The sequence below is a fragment of the Acuticoccus kandeliae genome, assembly GCF_003073115.1.
In genome coordinates this window covers 596502-614429 of the sequence record NZ_QBBV01000002.1, presented here as the reverse complement: position 1 = coordinate 614429, position 17928 = coordinate 596502, and the positions used below count along the sequence as shown (strand labels likewise).

Sequence of the window (17928 nt, the reverse complement as noted above, 5' to 3'; positions counted from 1 at the left end):
AGCAGGACAGGGCCTGAGGGCGATCAGCCGGCGACGGGCTCGCCGGCGGTCGGCTCCGCGTGCTCCTCGGCCGGCGCTCTGCGGAAGAGGCGGGCGGCGAGTTCGTAGACGACCGGCGTCACGAAGAGGGTCAGGATCGAGGCGAAGGTGAAGCCGCCGCAGATCACGACGCCGATCGAGACGCGGCTCGCGGCCCCGGCCCCGGTCGCGAGCGTGAGGGGCACGGCGCCGAGCACGGTGGAGATCGTCGTCATCAGGATCGGGCGAAGGCGCAGCACCGAGCCTTCGAGGATCGCCTCGCGCAGCGGCCGTCCCTCCTCGCGGAGCTGGTTGGCGAACTCCACGATCAGGATGCCGTTCTTCGCCATCAGCCCGACGAGCAGGATCAGCCCGACATTGCTGTAGACGTTGAGCGACGCCCCCGCCCACCACAGCGTCCCGAACGCGCCGGTGAGCGCGAGGGGGACCGTCGCGAGGATGACGACGGGCTGGATGAAGCTCTCGAACTGGGCGGCGAGGACCAGGAAGACGATGAGGAGCGCCATCAGGAAGACGAGCTGTGTCCCGCCCGAAGTTTCGAGGAAGGTCGCCGCCTCGCCCTGGAACTCGATCGTGGTGCCGATCGGGAGGTCCTCCGCCGCCGCGCGCACGAAGTCGATCGCGGCGCCGATGTCGGTCCCGGCGGTGAGGTCCGCGCCGATCTCGACCGAGGGGACGCGCTCGAAGCGGGAGAGGGAGGGCGCGCTCGCCTCCTCGGTGATCGTCACGAAGCCCGAGAGGGGGACGAGGTCGCCGCCGCCGGTGCGCACGAAGATGTTTTCGAGGTCGTCGAGATTGTCCCGCCCCGATGCCTCGGCCTGGAGGACGACCGGATATTGGCGGCTCCGGTCGGTGTATTCGGTGACGCTGCGCGAGGCGATCAGCACCTGCACCGTCTCGGCGATGGTGCCGGCATCGAGGCCGAGATCGCGGGCGCGCTGGCGGTCGATCGCGACGGTGGCGCCGGGCTGGTTGGGGTTGTACTGGAGCTGCGTCCCGGCGAACCGGTCCGACCCGCGCATCGCCTCGGCGAGGAGCTCGCCCGCGGCGGCCGCGCTCTCGATGTCCGGCCCCCCGACCATGACCTGCATGCCGCCGCGCCCGCCGCCACGCACACGCAGCCCGCTTGGCGCGAAGATGCGGATCGTGGCGCTGTTGATGGCGGCGAACTGGCGGCGAAGGCCGTTGATGATCTCGGTCTGGCCGACCGTGCGGTCCTCCCAGTTGGCGAGGCGCACGATGATCATGGCGCGGCGCAGGTCACCCCAGCTCCCGACGATCGCGGTGGTGTCGGTGACGAGGCCCTCTTCGCGCAGCGTCTCCAGCGCGGCCTCGACGCGGCGGGCGGCGGCGTCGGTGGTCTTGAGGTTGGAGCCCTGCGGGGTCGTGACGTCGACCATGAACATGCCCCGATCCTCCTGCGGCGTCAGCGCGGAGGGGAGACGCTCATAGATCGCGACCGCGGAGGCCATCAGGAAGATGGCGACGCCGAGGGTCAGGACGGGACGGTCGAGGACGCGCGACAGGATGCGCCGGTAGACATTGTTCAACCCGTTCAACACCGTGTCGACGATGCGGGTGAAGCGGCCGGGCTCGGTCGATTTCGGCAGGAGACGCGCCGCGAGCACGGGGCAGAGGGTCAGGGCGACGAAGCTCGACACCGCGACCGCGATCGCGAGCGTCACGCCGAACTCGGCGAAGAGCTGGCCGACCGACCCCTCCATCATCGAGATCGGGATGAAGACGGCGATGAGGACGAGGGTCGTCGCGATGACGGCGAAGTTCACCTGGTCCGCGCCGCGCTCGCTCGCGACCCGGCGGTCCTCGCCGAGCGACATGCGGCGCTGGATATTCTCGAGCACCACGATCGCGTCGTCGACGACGAGGCCGATCGCGAGGATCAGCGCGAACATCGTGAGGAGATTGACGGTGAAGCCGGCGAGATAGATGCCGCCGATCGCGCCGAGGAGCGAGATCGGGATGGTGACGACCGGGACGGCGGCGGCGCGCGGCGAGCCGAGGAAAAGGACGATCACCGCGATCACGAGGGCGAGCGCCTGGCCGAGCACGATCACCACCTCGCGCAATGAGGCGCCAATGAAGATGGCGTCGTCGGAGGTGATTTTCAGCGCCGTTCCGGCTGGAAGGGTCGGTCCGATCTTCTCGAGCTCGGCCTTCACCGCGCTCGAGATCGCCATGGTGTTCGCCTGGGACTGCTGCTGCACGCCGAGGCCGACGGCGGTGCGCCCGTCCGCGCGGAAATTGGAATCCGTGTTCTCCGCGCCCGGCTCCACCGTCGCGACGTCGGCAAGGAGGATCGGCCGCGCCCCATCGTCCCGCAGGACGAGATTCTCGAACTCGGCGACGGTCTGGAAGCGGGTGCGGGTGAGGACCTGGATCTGGCGCGCGGGGGTCTCGATCTCGCCGGCGGGGCGTTCGAGATTGTTGTCCTGCAGCGCGCTCGTGATGTCGCCGACGGTGATGCCGTGCGCGGCCATCTTCGTCATGTCGAGCCAGATCCGCATCGCGGGGGCGCGCTCGCCGAAGATGGTGACATTGGCGACGCCGGAGAGACGGGCGAGGCGGTCCACGATGTAGCGGTCCGCGTAGTCCGTGAGCTCGATCGGCGACATGCGGTCGGAGGTGAGGGCGAGGCGCACCACCGGGTCGCTCTGGTTGTCGTTCTTGCGCACGACAGGGCGTTCCGCGTCGTCGGGCAGGTCGCTGATGATGCTGTCGACCGCCGCGCGCACGTCGTTCGCCGCCTCGTCGATGTCGCGCGAGGTGTCGAAGGAGAGGACGGTGCGGCTCGACCCGCGCTCGGCCTCGGAGGTCATCGTGTCGAGGCCGGGAATGCCGGCGACGGCGCCTTCCACGATGGCGGTGATCTGGGCGTCGACGACGTCGGGCGCGGCGCCGGTGTAGGTGACGCCGACCGTCACCTGCGCCGCGTCGATGTCGGGCAGTTCGCGCACCGGAAGGTTCAGGAGCGCGCTGATCCCGACGACGATGATGAGGAGGTTCGCGACGGTCGCCGTGACCGGCCGCTTGAGGGAGAGGCCGGAAAGGGTCACGACGCGCGCTCCGGGCTCGCGATGCCGGCGCGGGCGGCGGGTTCGGCGGGCGTCGCGGTCACCTTGTGGCCGTCCGCGATCTGGTCGAGACCGGAGACGATCACCGCGTCGGCCGTGGAGAGGCCGTCGACGATCTCGACGAACCCGTCCCGGCTCGCGCCGCTGACGACGGTGCGCCGTGCGGCCTTCCCGTCCGCGACGGTCCAGACGAAGGTCTCGGCCCCGTCGGCGACGAGCGCGGCCTCGGGGATCGCGGGGCCGGACCGCTCCTCGAAGGTGAGGGTCACGTCCATGAACATGCCGCCGCGGAGTGCAAGGTCGGGGTTCGGCACCACCGCGCGCAGCGCGAGCGAGCGCGTCGCGGTGTCGATGCGCGTGTCGAGCCGCTCGATCTTCCCGGTGAAGACGCGGTCCGGATAGGCGGGCGAGGTGAGGCGGACATCGAGCCCCTGGGTGACGCGGGCGAGGTAGCGCTCGGGGACCGAGAAGGCGACCTCGACGGCGGTGAGGTCGTCGAGCGTCGTGACGGTCGTCGCGGTGTCGACGCGGCTGCCGACCTCCAGCTCGGTGAGGCCGACGATGCCGGAGAAGGGGGCGGTGAGGGTGCGCTGCTCCAGGTCGTGCTCGGCCGTCTGCACGTCGGCCTGGGCGCGCAGGAGCGCGGCCTCCGCGGCCTGGACGAGCGCGGCCGAGGAGGCCGGCGAATTCGCGAGCTGGCGCTGGCGGGCGGCGGCCGCCTCGGCCTCGGCGAGCGTTGCCTGCGCGGCCTTCAGCTCGGCCTCCTCCGCGCCGGTGTCGAGCGTGACGAGGACGTCGCCGGCCGCGACGGTGTCGCCGGACGTGAAGGCGATGCGCGTCACCGTGCCCTCGGCCTGGGGGTGGACGTCGAGATGGTGGAGCGAGCGCGTCGAGCCGACCGCGCGGACCTCGTCGGCGAAGCTGCGTTGCGTCGCCTCGACCACCGCGACCGAGAGCGGGCCGTCGGCGAAGGGCGGACGCGGCCGCGCCTCGGTTCCGCCCGCATCGAGGAGGGCACCGGTCAGTTCCAGGCCACCGACGGCGGCGGCGAGCAAGAATGCGAAGCCAGCGATCGATTTCACGACGCGCATATTGGGTGCCTACTCCTCTACTGGATCCCCGGAAGGCGGGCATGGGGCCGCCCATGGTGGGGTATGTGGAGGACGCTACGCCGTTTGCCCGAGGCCTGCCGAACGGGATTGTCGCGACCGATCGCAAGGCAAATCCGCTGCGACACGCCGTTACAAATTCGTTCGAGGCGGAAAGATTGGGGCAATGGAGAGGGCGGTTTCACCCGCCTTTTGCGGGATGATCGCGCCGCCGCGCCGCGCCTTTCGGGCATCGCGTCGGAATGCGCGGCGAGCACTGCCGGGGCGGGACCGGGCACAGTGTGGCGAGATCGTGACCGGCGTGCAACACCTTGAGAATGATGTCCTTTCTGCGCCGATTTGATCGAGATCAAGGCTTGCCCGGCGACGCGAACGGTGCGTGCATTCTCGCAATTGCCGGGGAGACAAGGGCATGGACAAGAACACCGCAGCGGCCGGCTTTCGCACGCGCCTGCTGGTCACGACGATGCTCTCCACCGGGGCGCTCGCGCTCCTGCCCTTCCCGGCCTTCGCGCAGACGATCGACTGCACGGTCTCGGGCAGCACCTGCACCTTCTCGAACGGGTCGACGACCGCCGAGCCCTTCAGCCACACGAACACCGGCACGGCCGGTTCCGGCAGCACCGCCGGCGGCGAGGGGGACAGCTACACCTACAATGTCGATTCCAACATCGACGTGTCGGTTTCGAGCTCGTCCAATCCCGACGAACTCGCGATCAGTCTCCGGGTCTACTCGAACGGCGGGGCGGGGTCGGACGACGGGCCGTCCTCCGGTGGCGATGGCGGCACCATCACCTACAACGCGCCGAGCACGACGACCCTCAACTACAATCTCGACGCCAACTCGCTCTACGATGTTTACGCGGTTCAGCTCGGCTCGCTCGGCGGCAACGGCGCCGACGACAACACGAACAACAAGAGCAATGGCGGGGCGGGCGGCAACGCCAATTCCGTCACCTATGACGGCGACACGGCGGACATCTCGCTGGTCACCACCGAGACGATGCAGATCTCGCAGGCGAGTGCGGCCGCGCTCTTCGTGGAGGCGAATGGCGGGTTCGGCGGGCGCGGCAACGAATCGTCCTCCTTCACGCCCGATGGCGGCAACGGCGGGAATGGCGGCGACGTGACCGTCAATTCGGGCGGCATCACCGTCGGCAGCGCGGCGAACCCGATCACGGCGGCCTACACCTACGGCATCTACGCCCAGTCGGTCGGCGGGCGCGGGCCGAACGACTACAACTCCTCCGACGACGAGACGCAGGGCGGCGGCGGGGCCTCGACCGGCGGCGACGGCGCGTCGGTGACCGTCAACAGCTACGGCTTTCTCAACGTCACCGGCGCCAGCACCGACGGCACGATCGCCGGGATCTACGCCCTCAGCGGCGGCGGCGAGGGCGGCTGGTCCTACGATGTCGGCCTCGATTCGGACTTCACCGATGGCGGTGATGGCGGCAATGGCGGCGCGGCGAAGGCCTGGGTGAACGCGGCGGCCAATCTCGTCCAGACCGGCACCACGCCGAGCAGCAAGCCGAGCGCGACCGTCATGGTGCTTTCGAGCGGCGGCGCGGGCGGGGTCGGCCAGTCCGGCACCACGGGCGGCACCGGCGGCAATGGCGGCACGGCGACGATCGAGGTCACGTCGAGCGCCTACGGCACGGACGGCATCGCAGTGAGCGCGACGGGCACCAACGTGGATGTGCTCTTCGCCAACTCGAGCGGCGGCGAGGGGGGCGCGGGTCTCGACAACGCCAACACCTCGACCGGCGGCACCGGCGGCAATGGCGGGGCGGTGTCGATCACGGTGAGCGTCGAGGAGGGGCAGACGCTGGCGGCGATCTCCTCCAGCGCGGGCTCCGACTCCGGGCGCGGCATCGTCGGCCAGTCGATCGGCAATTTCGGCGGCCAGGGGAGCGACGGCAACGCCGTGTTCGGCAGCCCCGGCTCGGCCGGTGACGGCGGCAATGGCGGGACGGTCAGCGTCACCATCAACTCGGGCGCGATCTCGACCGACGGCACGGTCGACGCGGACTCGGCCAACAATTTCGCCCACGGCGTGCTCGCCCAGTCGGTCGGCGGCGGTGGCGGCGACGGGGGCGACTTCCAGGGCCTCTTCGGCGGCTCGGGCGGGGCCGGCGGCAAGGGCGGCAACGGCGACACCGTGAGCGTCACGAACGCCGGGGACATCAGCGCCAACGGCATCTTCGCATCGGGCATCGTGGCGCAGTCGATCGGTGGCGGCGGCGGCGAGGGCGGCGTTTCGGACGCCCTCGTGGTTGCGCTCGGCGGCTCGGGCGGATCGGGCGGCGAGAGCGGCGCGGTGACCGTCACGAACTCCGGCACCATCGAGACATCCGGCTTTGGCGCGATGGGCATCATGGCCCAGTCGATCGTCGGCGCGGGCGGATCGGCGGGCGTCGCGGCGGCCGCCGTCAGCCTCGGCGCGACGGCGGGGTCGGATGCGGGCGTGCCGGCCGGGACCACGACGGTCGCGAACACCGGGACGATCACGACGCAGGGCGACGCCGCGATCGGCATCCTCGCCCAGTCGATCGGCGGCGGCGGCGGCAGCGCGACGGGGACGCCGAGCTCGTCGAGCGGCGGCACCGATTACGGCATCATGACGATCGGCGGCGCGGGCAGCGACGGCGGCGCGGGCGGTGAGGTCGACATCACCGATATCGGCACCATCACCACCTCCGGCGGCTACGCCCACGGGCTCCTCGCCCAGTCGGTGGGCGGCGGTGGCGGCAATGGCGGCAACGCCTTCTCGGCCTCGATCCTGTCGGTTCCGGCGGGCGCGATCGGCGGCGCGTCGGGCGGCGGCGGCGATGGCGGGCTCGTGCAGCTCACGAACACTGCCGGCTTCACGGTGACGACGAACGGCACGGCGGCGAGCGGCGTCGTCGCGCACTCGGTCGGCGGCGGCGGCGGCACCGGCGGCGACGCGAGCACCACGACCGGCCTCGACTTCCTGAACCTTTCCATGGGCGGCTCCGCCTCGGGCGGCGGCACGGGCGGCGAGGTGAGCGTCACGCTCGACAACGGCACGATCACCACCAACGGCAATCGCGGCGCGGGCGTGATCGCCCAGTCCGTCGGCGGGGGCGGCGGCATCGGCGGCTCGGCGACGAACCAGGCCTATGGCTTCCTGTCGATCGGCGTCGCGGCCGGCGGGCTCGGTGGGGGCGGAGGTGACGCGTCGAGCGCGACCGTCTCGCTGACTGGAACCACGATCAAGACAGCGGCGGACCAGGACACGGCGAGCGCGAACGACGCGATCGGTGTCCTCGTCCAGTCGATCGGCGGCGGTGGCGGCATGGGCGGGGCGGCGGCCTCGCAGGCGATCACCACCGGTGTGCCGATCGACCCTGAGGATCCGGACATCACCGTCACCGTCAACGCGCAATTCTCGATGGGTGGCGCGGCGGGCGACGGGGGCAGTGGCAAGGCGGCCTCGGCGACGGTCGCCGGCCAGTCCTCCATCACCACCAACGGGGCGGGCTCGCACGGGATGCTCGTCCAGTCGGTCGGCGGCGGCGGCGGCTCGGGCGGCGACGCCTCGTCGGCGGCGACGACGATCCCCGACAGCACACAGACCTACGGGCTCACCCTCACCGGCGCGCTCGGCGGCTCGGGCGGGGATGGCGGGTCGGGCGGCACCGCGACCGCGACCGTCGGCTCCAGCAGCGGCACGAGCAGCGCGCCGACGAACGTCCATACCACCGGCCAGTATGCGAACGCGGTGGTGGCCCAGTCGATCGGCGGCGGCGGCGGCAATTCCGGCGTTCCCTCCACGACGACCACCACCATTCTCGGCGCGAGCACAATCAACATCAATCTCGACCTCGGCTCGGCCAACCTTCTGTCGAGCGAGCAGGGGGCGAATGGCGACACGGCGACCGTGACGCTCTATGGCGACGCGGTGCTGAAGACGGACGGGGATGGCTCGCGCGGCGTCGTCGCGCAGTCGGTCGGTGGCGGCGGCGGCACGGTCCAGGGCGGCGAGATCGGGGTCTCGGCCGACGCGAACTCGGAAGAGGGGTCGCTGACGGGCTCGGCGACGGTCAATCTCGGCCAGAAGGGCGGGGCGGGCGGCGATTCGGGCCTCGTGACGGTGACGACGTCGGCCGGCAGCACGATCACCACGGCAGGCGTCGACGCGGACGGCATCATGGCCCAGTCGATCGGCGGCGGCGGCGGTCTCGCCGGGTCGGTTGGCTCCACCGACGACACGGCCGACGCTTCTGACGACGACGGCGGCGACGAGGACGACGATATCAGCCTCTCGGCGAGCGTCTCGGTCGGCGGGCGCGGCGGCGATGGCGGTGCGAGCGGCGGCGTCTCCATCAACTATGACAGCACGATCACGACGGCGGGCGACTTTGCGGACGGCATCGTCGCCCAGGCGATCGGCGGCGGCGGCGGCACCGGCGGCTCGGCCGCCTCGTCGAGCACGGGCGAGACGGCGCAGCTCGATCTCAGCGTCGGCGGCACGGGTGGCGGCGGCGGCGATGGCGGCGCGGTGGATGTGATCCTCGGGACCAACGACGCGTCGATCACGACGTCCGGCTACATGGCGCACGGCCTCCTCCTCCAGTCCATCGGCGGCGGCGGCGGGCAGGGCGGCGACGGGTCCGATTCGGCCTCCGGGTCGCTGAGCGTCGGCGCCTCGGTCGGCGGCAGCTCCACGATCTCTGGGTCGGGTGCGGCCGTGTCGGTCACCGGGATCATGGCGATCACCACGAATGGCGACGATGCCTACGCCCTCGTTGCCCAGTCGATCGGCGGCGGTGGCGGCATCGGCGGCTCGGGCACCTCCGACACATCGGACGGCGGGGACGACGACTATTCGGTCGACGTCGCGGTCGGCGGCAGCGGCGGCGTCTCGGGCGACGGCGACACCGTCACGGTGAATATCACCACCCCCATCGAAACCTTTGGGGCGCGGGCGTTCGGCATCCTTGCCCAGTCCATCGGCGGGGGCGGCGGCATCGGCGGGGCCGGCAGCGCCGACAACCTCGCGAGCGTCAATCTCGGCGGCCAGGGCGGGGCGGGCGGCAATGGCGACACGGTGAGCGTCACGCTCAGCGACAGCGCGCTGACGGGACACGGTGCCGGCGGTCACATGGTGATCGCGCAGTCCATCGGCGGCGGCGGTGGCGTCGCGGGCGCGGCGGCGAGCGGGCCGCTCTCCCGCGTGACGCGCTCCGGCGGCGGGTCGGGCAATGGCGGGGCCGTGACCGTCGACATCTCGATGACCACGATAGACATCGACGGGGACGACGCGTTCGGCATCCTCGCCCAGTCGATCGGTGGCGGCGGCGGCATGGCGGGCGATTCCAGCGGCGTCTTCCTCGGCGCGCTGACGTCCGGCAGCGGCACCGGCGGCACGGTGGGCGTGTCGGTGGATGAGACGTCGGTGATTGATGCGAGCGGGGGCGAGAACGCCATCGGCATCGTCGCGCAGAGCGCGGGCGCGTCCGGGAGCGGCAACATCACGCTGATGATCGACGGCGCGGTCACCGGTGGCACGGGCGATGACGGGGCCGGCATCATGGTGCTCGACGGGGCGACCAACGTCCTCACCATCAACGCGGGCGGCAGCGTCGTCGCGGGCGAGAGCTACGGCACGGCAGTCGCCTACTACACCGCGAATTCGGGGGGGCTCGTGGTCGACGTCTACGGCACGATGACGGGCAACGTCCTCAGCCAGAACGCGGCCGGGAACAGCGCGGTCACCGTCAACAACTATTCCAGCAACTCCATCACCGGGGCTTCGCTCTACGAGGCGAACGTCGTCAATCGGGGCCGCTTCGTCGTCGGCGAGGGGACGGCGTTCGAGCGCACGCGCATCACCGGGGATTTCCGCCAGTCGCGCGAGGGGACGCTCGTCGTCGGCGCGAACTTCGCGCGGGGGCGGGCGGGCACCGTCATCGTGGAGGGCGATGCGCTCGTGAACGGGCGGATCGAGGTCGCGGCGGCGACGCTCGCACCGACCGATGGGATCGCGGTCGTGGCGGCCGAGGGGGCACTCGTGGGCGCGATCGAGGCGATCGACACGCGCACGATCGACTACGATGCCCGCGTGCGGGACGGTGCGGTCGAGCTCTCGATCGAGCGCACGCGCTTCGCCGAGGCCTTCTCGACCCTGTCGCCGAACCAGGCGACGGCCGGACGCCATCTCGACGAGATCTTCGCCGCGGGCTCGGGCCGCTATGCGCGCCTTCTCGCCGACTATGCGGCGCTCGCCGAGAACGACGCGTCGGGCGTGGCCTATGCGCAGGCGCTGACGGCGCTGTCGCCGGGCGGGTCGCAGGCGGCGGCCGCCGCGCAGGCCGCGCTCGCGCAGGGGCGGCTCGACAAGGCGCTGAGCTGCCCGGCCTTCTCCGCCGACTCGGCGATGTTCGGGGAAGAGGCGTGCGTGTGGGCCGAGGGCGGCGCGGCGGCGGTCGATCAGGGCGGAGAGCCCGGCTATGACGGCAACACCTGGGGCCTCGCGGGCGGCGTTCAGCTCGAGGTGCGGCCGGACTGGTTCGTCGGTCTCGCCGTCGGCTACGAGGATTCCAACTACGACAGCTCGGACAATCTCTCCTCCTCGGACGGGTCGAGCGGCTACGCGGCCGTCTCGGTGAAGCGCGAGATCGGCGCCTTCACCATCGCGGGCGCGCTCTCCGGCTCCTATGGCAGCTACGATATCGACCGGCGGGTGGTGACGCCCGGCAATGTCGCAACCGCGAGCGGGAATGCGGACCTTTACACCGTGAGCGCGCGGGCGCGGGCGGCCTACACCTACGCCACCGAGAACGCCTATGTGCGGCCGTTCCTCGACGTCGACCTCCTCCATACCAACGCCGGGAGCTACACCGAGTCGGGCGCGGGCCTCTACAATCTGCGCGTCGCGGAGGAGGACCAGACGGCCCTCGTCGTGACGCCCGCGATCGAGATCGGCGGCAAGGTCGCGATCAACGAGGACTGGCACGCCCGCCTCTTCGCGAGCGGCGGCGTCAGCCTCTCGACCGAGGATTCGTGGACGACGTCGGCCAAGCTCGCCGCCGCCCCCGCCGGGACGGGGTCGTTCGAGACGACACTGCCGATCGCGGACGTCGTCGGGCGGATCGGGGCGGGCCTCCAGATCACGAGCAAGACCGGGTTCGACATCCGCGCCGAGTATGGCGGCGCATTCGGCGACGACTATACGAGCCACAGCGGCACGTTCCGCCTCATCAAGCGCTTCTGAGCGCGGCTTCGGCGAGGGCGCGCGCCGCGCGGCGGAAGGCGTCGGCGACGATGGCGGCGAGCGGATGGAGCGGGCGGTCGGCGCGGGCGGTGATCCCGACCGGCAGGCGGCTCTCGCCGAGCGGCGGGGCGATGATCGCGACCGCCCCGCGCGCCGCGCCTGCGACTGCGAGATGCTGCGGCAGGATCGCGATCGCGTCGGTGCGTTCGAGGAGGCTGAGGATCGTCTGGTAGGAGACGGTCTCGATCCCGCGCCGCCTCGGCCGGATGCCGCTGCGCAGGAAATAGCGCTCCAGTGGCTCGGCGGCGGACGAGCCGTAGGGCGGGATGATCCAGGGAAAAGCCGACAGGCGCGCGGCGGCGGGCGCGGCCTCGCCGGCGAGCGGATGGGCCGCGCCGACGACCGGGACGAACGGGTCCTCGAAGAGGATCTCGTGGGTGAGGTGCGCGCCGGTCGGCGCCGTCGGCACGCGGCCGAGGACGAGGTCGACCTGCCCGCTTTCGAGCGCGGCGATCATCGGCTCGATTGTCCCTTCGACGACGCGCACGAGACCGCCCGAGCCCGTCACCGCCGCGTCCGCGAGGCATTCGGGCAGGAGCTGGGGCAGGACCGACATCGTGGCGCCGACGGTGATCGCGCCGAGCGTGCCGCGCTGAAAGGCGCTGACCTCGTCGCCGATGCGGCCGAGATCGGAGAAGACGGCCTGGACATGCGGGAGGACGAGGCGGCCCGCCTCCGTCAGCACCACGCCACGCGCCCGACGCTCGAAGAGGGGGGCGGCGAGGAGCCGCTCCAGCTCCCGCAGCGTCTTGGTGACGGCGGGCTGGGCAAGGTTGAGGACGGCGGCGGCCTTCGACACGCTCTCCTGCCGCGCCACTTCGAGGAAGACGCGCAGGTGCTGGAGCTTGACGCGCTGCGCGAGCGCCTGGCGCAGGCGTTCCTCCTGGTCGATATCCTGCGGCGTCGGCTTGTCCATGATGCGGGCCCGGTGTCACTCACTGATAGCGCGGCGCCGGATGACAGATCCACCGACGGCGCATCATTGCAGGGCGAAAAGGTGCGGATCAGGGACCCGCACCGTAGCGGGGCGGAAAGGGTGCGGATCAGAGATCCGCATCGTGGCGGGACGGAGAGGCGCGGATCGGAGATCCGCACCCTGGCGGGGCGGAAGGTGCGGATCAGAGACTTTTCGATCGAACGGCTGACGCTCGCCGACCATGACCCGGACTGGCGGATCGCGGGCCGGGCGATCCCCTTCAACGAAGCCTGCATCGTGACGCTCCGCGCCGAAGGCGGGATCGCGGGCGAGGGTTACGCCGCCGCCTATGCCCATCTCGGCACCACGCAGGAGGAGACCTTCGCGGCGCTGCGCGTCATGGGCGAGGCGTTGATCGGATGGGAGGTCGACGCGGTCGACGCCGCAATGGCGCGGTTGCGGGGGCTCGTCGCGCGCAACAATCCGGCGAAGGCGGCGATCGACTGCGCGCTCCACGACCTCAAGGCGCGCGCGCTCGGCGTGCCGCTCCACGCCCTCTATGGCGGCAAGGTCCGCGATCGGCTGCCGCTGATGCGCATCCTCGCGCTGAAGGACCCGGCGGCGATGGCCGAGGAGGCGCGCGCCCTCGTCGACGCGGGCTATCGCGGGCTGAAGGTGAAGGTCGCGGGCGATGTCGCGGCGGACGCGGCGCGCGTCGCGGCGGTGCGGGCGGCGGTCGGCGATGGGGTGCGCCTCGCGGTCGACGCCAACATGGCGTTCGGGGTCGCGGAGGCGATCCGTTTCGCGGCGCTTGTGGAGGGGGCCGGCCTCGCCTTCTTCGAGCAACCGGTGGCGGCGGACGACATCGCCGGGCTCGCCGCGGTGGCGCGCGCCGTTGCGGTGCCGGTGGAGGCGGACGAGGCGGCGGGCTCGGCGGACGCCGTGCGCGCGATCGCGGCGCGCGGCGGGGTGGCGTCGGTCAACCTGAAGCTCGCCCGCTCGGGCGGGATCGGGCCGACCTTCGAGATGGCGGGGATCTGCGCGGCGGCGGGCGTTGCGGTGCGGATGGGGGCGAATGTGGGCAGCCAGCTCCTCGTCGCGCACGCGGTCCATGTCGCCGCCGCGCTTCCTGCGCTCGGCGGGCTATCGGAACTTGCGGAGTTCGCCCGCCTCGACGGCGACCCCTATCGGGGGCTCGCGATCGAGGACGGGGCAGTGCTGGTGCCGGACGGGCCCGGCACCGGGGTCGCGCGGCGCTGAGCTACTCGGCGGCCGCCGCGCTCGGGCCGTGCTGGAGGCCGCAGGTCTCGAACGCGGCGCGGATCGCGGCGCGCTCGGCGTCGGTGAGGGGGAGCATCGGGCGGCGCACCGGGCCTCCGGCCTGGCCGAGCAGCTCCTGCCAATATTTCTGCGAGGCCTGCGGCTTGTCGGCCGGCCGCGTCGACTTCATCGCCTGGCGCACGGGGTTGAGGCTGTCGCGCACGGCGCGGGCGCGCGCGTGCTCGCCGGCGAAGGCGAGGTCGGTGTATTCGCGCATCCGCCGGTCCCACTTCGTCTGGATGAGGTAGGGGGGCGAGGAGCAGAGATAGACCTGCCAGTTGAGCTCGATGATGTTGTCGAGCCACTCCTCCTCCGAGGCGGTGCTGACGATCAGCGTGTCGCCGGCGATCTCGGTGAGCTTGGCGTACATCGGGCGCGGGACGCTGTATTTGATCGCGACGATGTTGGGCAGCTCGGCGATGCGCGCGCAGAGCTCCGGGCTCATGAGATAGCCGCTGTCCGGATGGCTCCAGAGGGCGATGCCGATCTCCACCTGTTCGGAGATGTGCTTGTAATATTGGTAGAGTGTCTCGTCCTGATCGTGGACGAAGTGCAGGATCGGGGCGTGGACGACGATATAGTCCGCGCCGATCGCCTCGGAGTGCTTCGCAAGGTCGAGGACGACGTCCATGTTCTGGTCCGAGCAGGACATGATCGTCGCGCCGCGCCCCTCGGCCGCGTCCACCGCGATCTCGAAGGTGCGCTTGCGCTCCGGCACGGACATCGAGAAGAACTCGCCCTGCTTGCCGCTGATGAAGGCGCCGTCGATGGCGAGATCGTCGAACCAGTGGACGAGGTTGGACTTGTAGCCGGCCTCGTCGATCGAGAGGTCCTCCTTGAAGGGGGTGAGGGCGGCGGCCCAGATGCCCTTCAAATTCTCGCGCGCGTAGTCCTTGGCCTCGTTGCGCCGGTATTTCATCGCCCGTTCCTCCGTCTCGTCGTCCGTCCGTCCCGCATCCATCGCACCTTGGCGGGTGCGATGCACATCGCAATTCGGCGCTCTGCCATATCGTGGCGTTATGGGAGAGCAGTCTGGTGCGCGAAAATGCGCTGGTCAGCGGCCGACCAGCTCGCGCGCGATCATGCAGTGCACACCTTTGTGCTGGTTCACGGTCTGGGTGATCTTCATGTCGGCCGCGAGGCTCGCCAGCATGTAGGCGTCGTCGCGGGTCATCGCGGTCGTCGCCGCGACGAGCTCGATCATGTCGAGGAGGGCGCGCTCGGCGCACACGTCGAGATCGGGGTGGGTCGCCATCGTGAGGAGATGGGTCGGCGTCAGCGCGTAGGGGCGGGCGGTCGCCGCGCCCTTGTGGATCGCGAATGAGAAGACGCCGTTCAGCGCGGTCTCGATGGCGGTGCCGCAGACCTCGCCGTCGCCCTGCGCGGCATGGCCGTCACCGCACGAGAAGAGCGCGCCCGGCACGTAGACCGGCAGGAAGAGCGAGGTGCCGGGGACGAGCGACTTGTTGTCGAGATTGCCGCCGAAGGTGCGCGGGATGATCGAGGTGCAGCGGCCCCATTCGGGCGGCGGGGCGACGCCGAGCACGCCGAAGAAGGGATGGGTCGCGAGGGTGGTGCCCCACGGTGTTTCGGCGCGGCCGGCCTCCATGTCGAGCCGGGTGTGGGCGAACTTCCCCTCGGGGAAGGCGTCCGGCAGCGTCCCGCCGAGGGGCTTGAAGAAGGTGTAGCCCCAGTCCTGCGCGAGCGCGATGCCTTCGATTTTCACTTCGAGGAGGTCGCCGGGCTCGGCGCCCTCGATCGCGACGGGGCCGGTGAGGATGTGACCCGGCAGCATCCGCTCGGACCGGGCGTGGATGTCGGCAAGGGCCGGCGGGATGAAGAAATCGCCCTTCGGCAGGTGGTCCGGCCCGCCGGACACGGTCTCGATGCGCACGCTCGTGCCGGGGGCGACGGTGAGGCGGGGCGCGAGCTTCGCTTCGAAATAGCCCCAGTGGCAGTTCTCGACGCTCGCGGAGAGGGTCTCGTCGGCGGGAGGCAGGGCGCTCGGCATGTGTCGGTCCGTGTCGGTCGCGAGGATGGGGTTCGGGCGGAGGGTGGCGCGGCGGGACGGCGATGTCCAATCGCATCGAGCGCCGTTTGAAGTCGGTGGAGTCCCGCTCTAACATCTTAGACGCCCAGTCCCTGCGAGCGACAGAGATCATGTTCAATATCCAAGCGGTGAGCTTCCGCGATCCCGATGCGCCTGCGGCCTTCACGCGGTCCCTGCGCGAGACCGGCTTCGCGGTCCTGAAGGACCATCCGATCGCGCCCGAACGCATCGACGAGGCCTATCGAGACTGGGGCTATTTCTTCGCCTCGCCGAGCAAGGAGAGCTTTACGCACAAGCCGTCCTCGCCGGAGGGCTACTATCCGTTCCGCTCGGAGAACGCGAAGGGCTCGCCGACGAAGGATCTGAAGGAGTTCTTCCAGGTCTATCCCGCGACGGCGCTGCCCGGCGAGGTGGAGACGACGACGCGCTCCCTCTACGAGGATCTCGTGGATCTCGGCGGGACGCTGTTGAAGTGGATCGAGGCGAACACGCCGGAGGACGTGCGCACGGCCTTCTCCGAGCCGCTGCCTGAGATGCTGTCGGGAAGCGCACAGTCGATGCTGCGCATCCTCCACTATCCCTCGCAGGAGGGGCAGGTGTTCGATGCGGGGGCGACGCGGGCGGCGGCGCACGAGGATATCAACCTCATCACGCTTCTTCTCGCCGGCTCCGCGCCGGGCCTTCAGGCGCGCGACCGTGAGGGCAACTGGCACGAGGTGCCGTGCGATCCGGGCATGATCGCGGTGAACACGGGCGACATGCTGGAGCTCGCCTCGGGCGGCCACTATCCCTCGACGACGCATCGCGTCGTCAATCCGCCCGACGCGAAGGCCGGGCCGCGCTTCTCGATGCCGATGTTCATTCATCCGCGTCCGGAGGTGAAGCTTTCGAGGGACCGGACGGCCAACGATTATCTCACCGAGCGGCTGCGCGAGATCGGGCTCGGCAGCTGAGGAGGATCGCCGGGCAGGGCGCGCCGGTCCGCGCTGGAATGCGACCGGATTGCGCTTGCCTATCCACTAGCCAAATCGCGAGAGCGCGAATTAAGCTCAGCGCGGAACCGTCTCAGTCCGGAGAATATCCATGACCTTCAAGCCTTGGCTCGCCGGCGTCGCCGCGATCGCTCTGTGCGCCACCTCCGCCATGGCGCAGGACTTCAAGCCCGCCGTCGTCTTCGACATGGGCGGCAAGTTCGACAAGTCCTTCAATGAAGGTGTGTGGAACGGCGTGAAGCGCTTCATCGACGAGAGCGGCGACGACGTCATGGAGTTCGAGGTCACGAACGAGACGCAGCGCGCGCAGGCGATCACCCGCATGGCCCAGCGCGGCGGCAACCCGGTGCTCGGCGTCGGCTTCGCACAGGCGGACGCGATCGACGCCGTCGCCCAGGAATTCCCGGACCAGATGTTCGCGATCATCGACGTGAACTGGCTCGACCGGCCGAACCTGCGCCAATATTCCTTCAAGGAGCATGAGGGCAGCTACCTCGTCGGCGTCGCCGCGGCGATGAAGAGCGAGACGGGGACGGTCGGCTTCGTCGGCGGCATGGACATTCCGCTGATCCGCAAGTTCGCCTGCGGCTACAAGCAGGGCGTGCTCGCGACGAAGCCCGACGCGACGGTGCTGGAGAACATGACCGGCACGACGCCCGCCGCCTGGAACGACCCGACGAAGGGCGCCGAGCTCGCGCGCAGCCAGATCGACCGCGGGGCCGACATCGTCTACCACGCCGCCGGCGGCACCGGCCTCGGCGTGATCCGCGCCGTCGCGGACGAGGGCAAGCTCGCCATCGGCGTCGACAGCGACCAGTACGCCGTCGCCCCCGGCTCGGTGCTCACCTCGATGCTGAAGCGCGTCGACAATGCCGCCTACGACACGATGACCGACGCCAAGAACGGCGAGTTCACCGCCGGCATCATGGTGCTCGGCCTTGCCGAGGAGGGTGTCGACTATGTCGCCGATGAGAACAATGCCGACCTCCTGACCGCGGACATTCGCGACGCGATGGAGGCGGCGAAGGCGAAGATCGTCGCCGGCGAGATCACCGTCCACAACTACGAAGACGACCAGGCCTGCCCCGTCGACTGACCGGTCGCGGGTGA

Annotated in this window: 9 protein-coding genes; 4 read left to right on the top strand and 5 right to left on the bottom strand. The window is 70.6% G+C overall.

What is annotated here, in order from left to right:
• Positions 1–23 precede the first annotated feature (23 nt).
• Together DBV35_RS15480 and DBV35_RS15475 are read right to left on the bottom strand one after the other, a co-directional pair.
• Positions 24–3113, bottom strand: a complete 3090-nt coding sequence (locus DBV35_RS15480; protein ID WP_108661212.1) for an efflux RND transporter permease subunit — start codon at positions 3111–3113, stop codon at positions 24–26.
• Positions 3110–4222 (bottom strand): efflux RND transporter periplasmic adaptor subunit, encoded by a 1113-nt coding sequence (locus tag DBV35_RS15475; protein WP_108661211.1) that lies wholly within the window; start codon positions 4220–4222, stop codon positions 3110–3112. The genes DBV35_RS15480 and DBV35_RS15475 overlap by 4 nt, the downstream gene beginning before the upstream one ends.
• Before the next feature lie 430 nt (positions 4223–4652).
• Between DBV35_RS15475 and DBV35_RS30665 the strand changes: the two genes are divergently transcribed.
• Positions 4653–11480: an autotransporter outer membrane beta-barrel domain-containing protein gene (locus DBV35_RS30665; RefSeq protein ID WP_205648697.1), complete on the top strand. Its 6828-nt coding sequence runs from the start codon at positions 4653–4655 to the stop codon at positions 11478–11480.
• On the opposite strand, the gene DBV35_RS30265 is transcribed toward DBV35_RS30665, so the two are convergent.
• A complete protein-coding gene (locus tag DBV35_RS30265; protein WP_157961781.1) occupies positions 11467–12456 on the bottom strand; it encodes a LysR substrate-binding domain-containing protein in 990 nt (329 codons plus the stop codon). The genes DBV35_RS30665 and DBV35_RS30265 overlap by 14 nt on opposite strands.
• 195 nt (positions 12457–12651) lie before the next feature.
• On the opposite strand from DBV35_RS30265, the gene DBV35_RS15460 reads away from it, so the two are divergent.
• On the top strand, positions 12652–13716 hold the full coding sequence (locus tag DBV35_RS15460) for a mandelate racemase/muconate lactonizing enzyme family protein (RefSeq protein ID WP_170134952.1): 1065 nt from the start codon (positions 12652–12654) through the stop codon (positions 13714–13716).
• A gap of 1 nt (position 13717) precedes the next feature.
• Here the strand turns inward: DBV35_RS15460 and DBV35_RS15455 are convergent, their stop codons facing one another.
• Entirely contained in the window at positions 13718–14695 is a 978-nt protein-coding gene (locus DBV35_RS15455) for a dihydrodipicolinate synthase family protein (RefSeq protein WP_108661966.1), read from the bottom strand.
• Between the two features lie 135 nt (positions 14696–14830).
• Positions 14831–15787: an acetamidase/formamidase family protein gene (locus DBV35_RS15450; protein ID WP_108661209.1), complete on the bottom strand. Its 957-nt coding sequence runs from the start codon at positions 15785–15787 to the stop codon at positions 14831–14833.
• A 149-nt stretch (positions 15788–15936) separates the two neighbouring features.
• Here DBV35_RS15450 and DBV35_RS15445 point away from each other — a divergent pair, with 149 nt between their 5' ends.
• Together DBV35_RS15445 and DBV35_RS15440 are read left to right on the top strand one after the other, a co-directional pair.
• Positions 15937–16779, top strand: coding sequence for an isopenicillin N synthase family dioxygenase (locus DBV35_RS15445; RefSeq protein ID WP_108661208.1), 843 nt, complete (start codon positions 15937–15939; stop codon positions 16777–16779).
• Between the two features lie 130 nt (positions 16780–16909).
• A complete protein-coding gene (locus DBV35_RS15440; RefSeq protein WP_205648696.1) occupies positions 16910–17914 on the top strand; it encodes a BMP family lipoprotein in 1005 nt (334 codons plus the stop codon).
• The last annotated feature ends 14 nt before the right edge of the window (positions 17915–17928 follow it).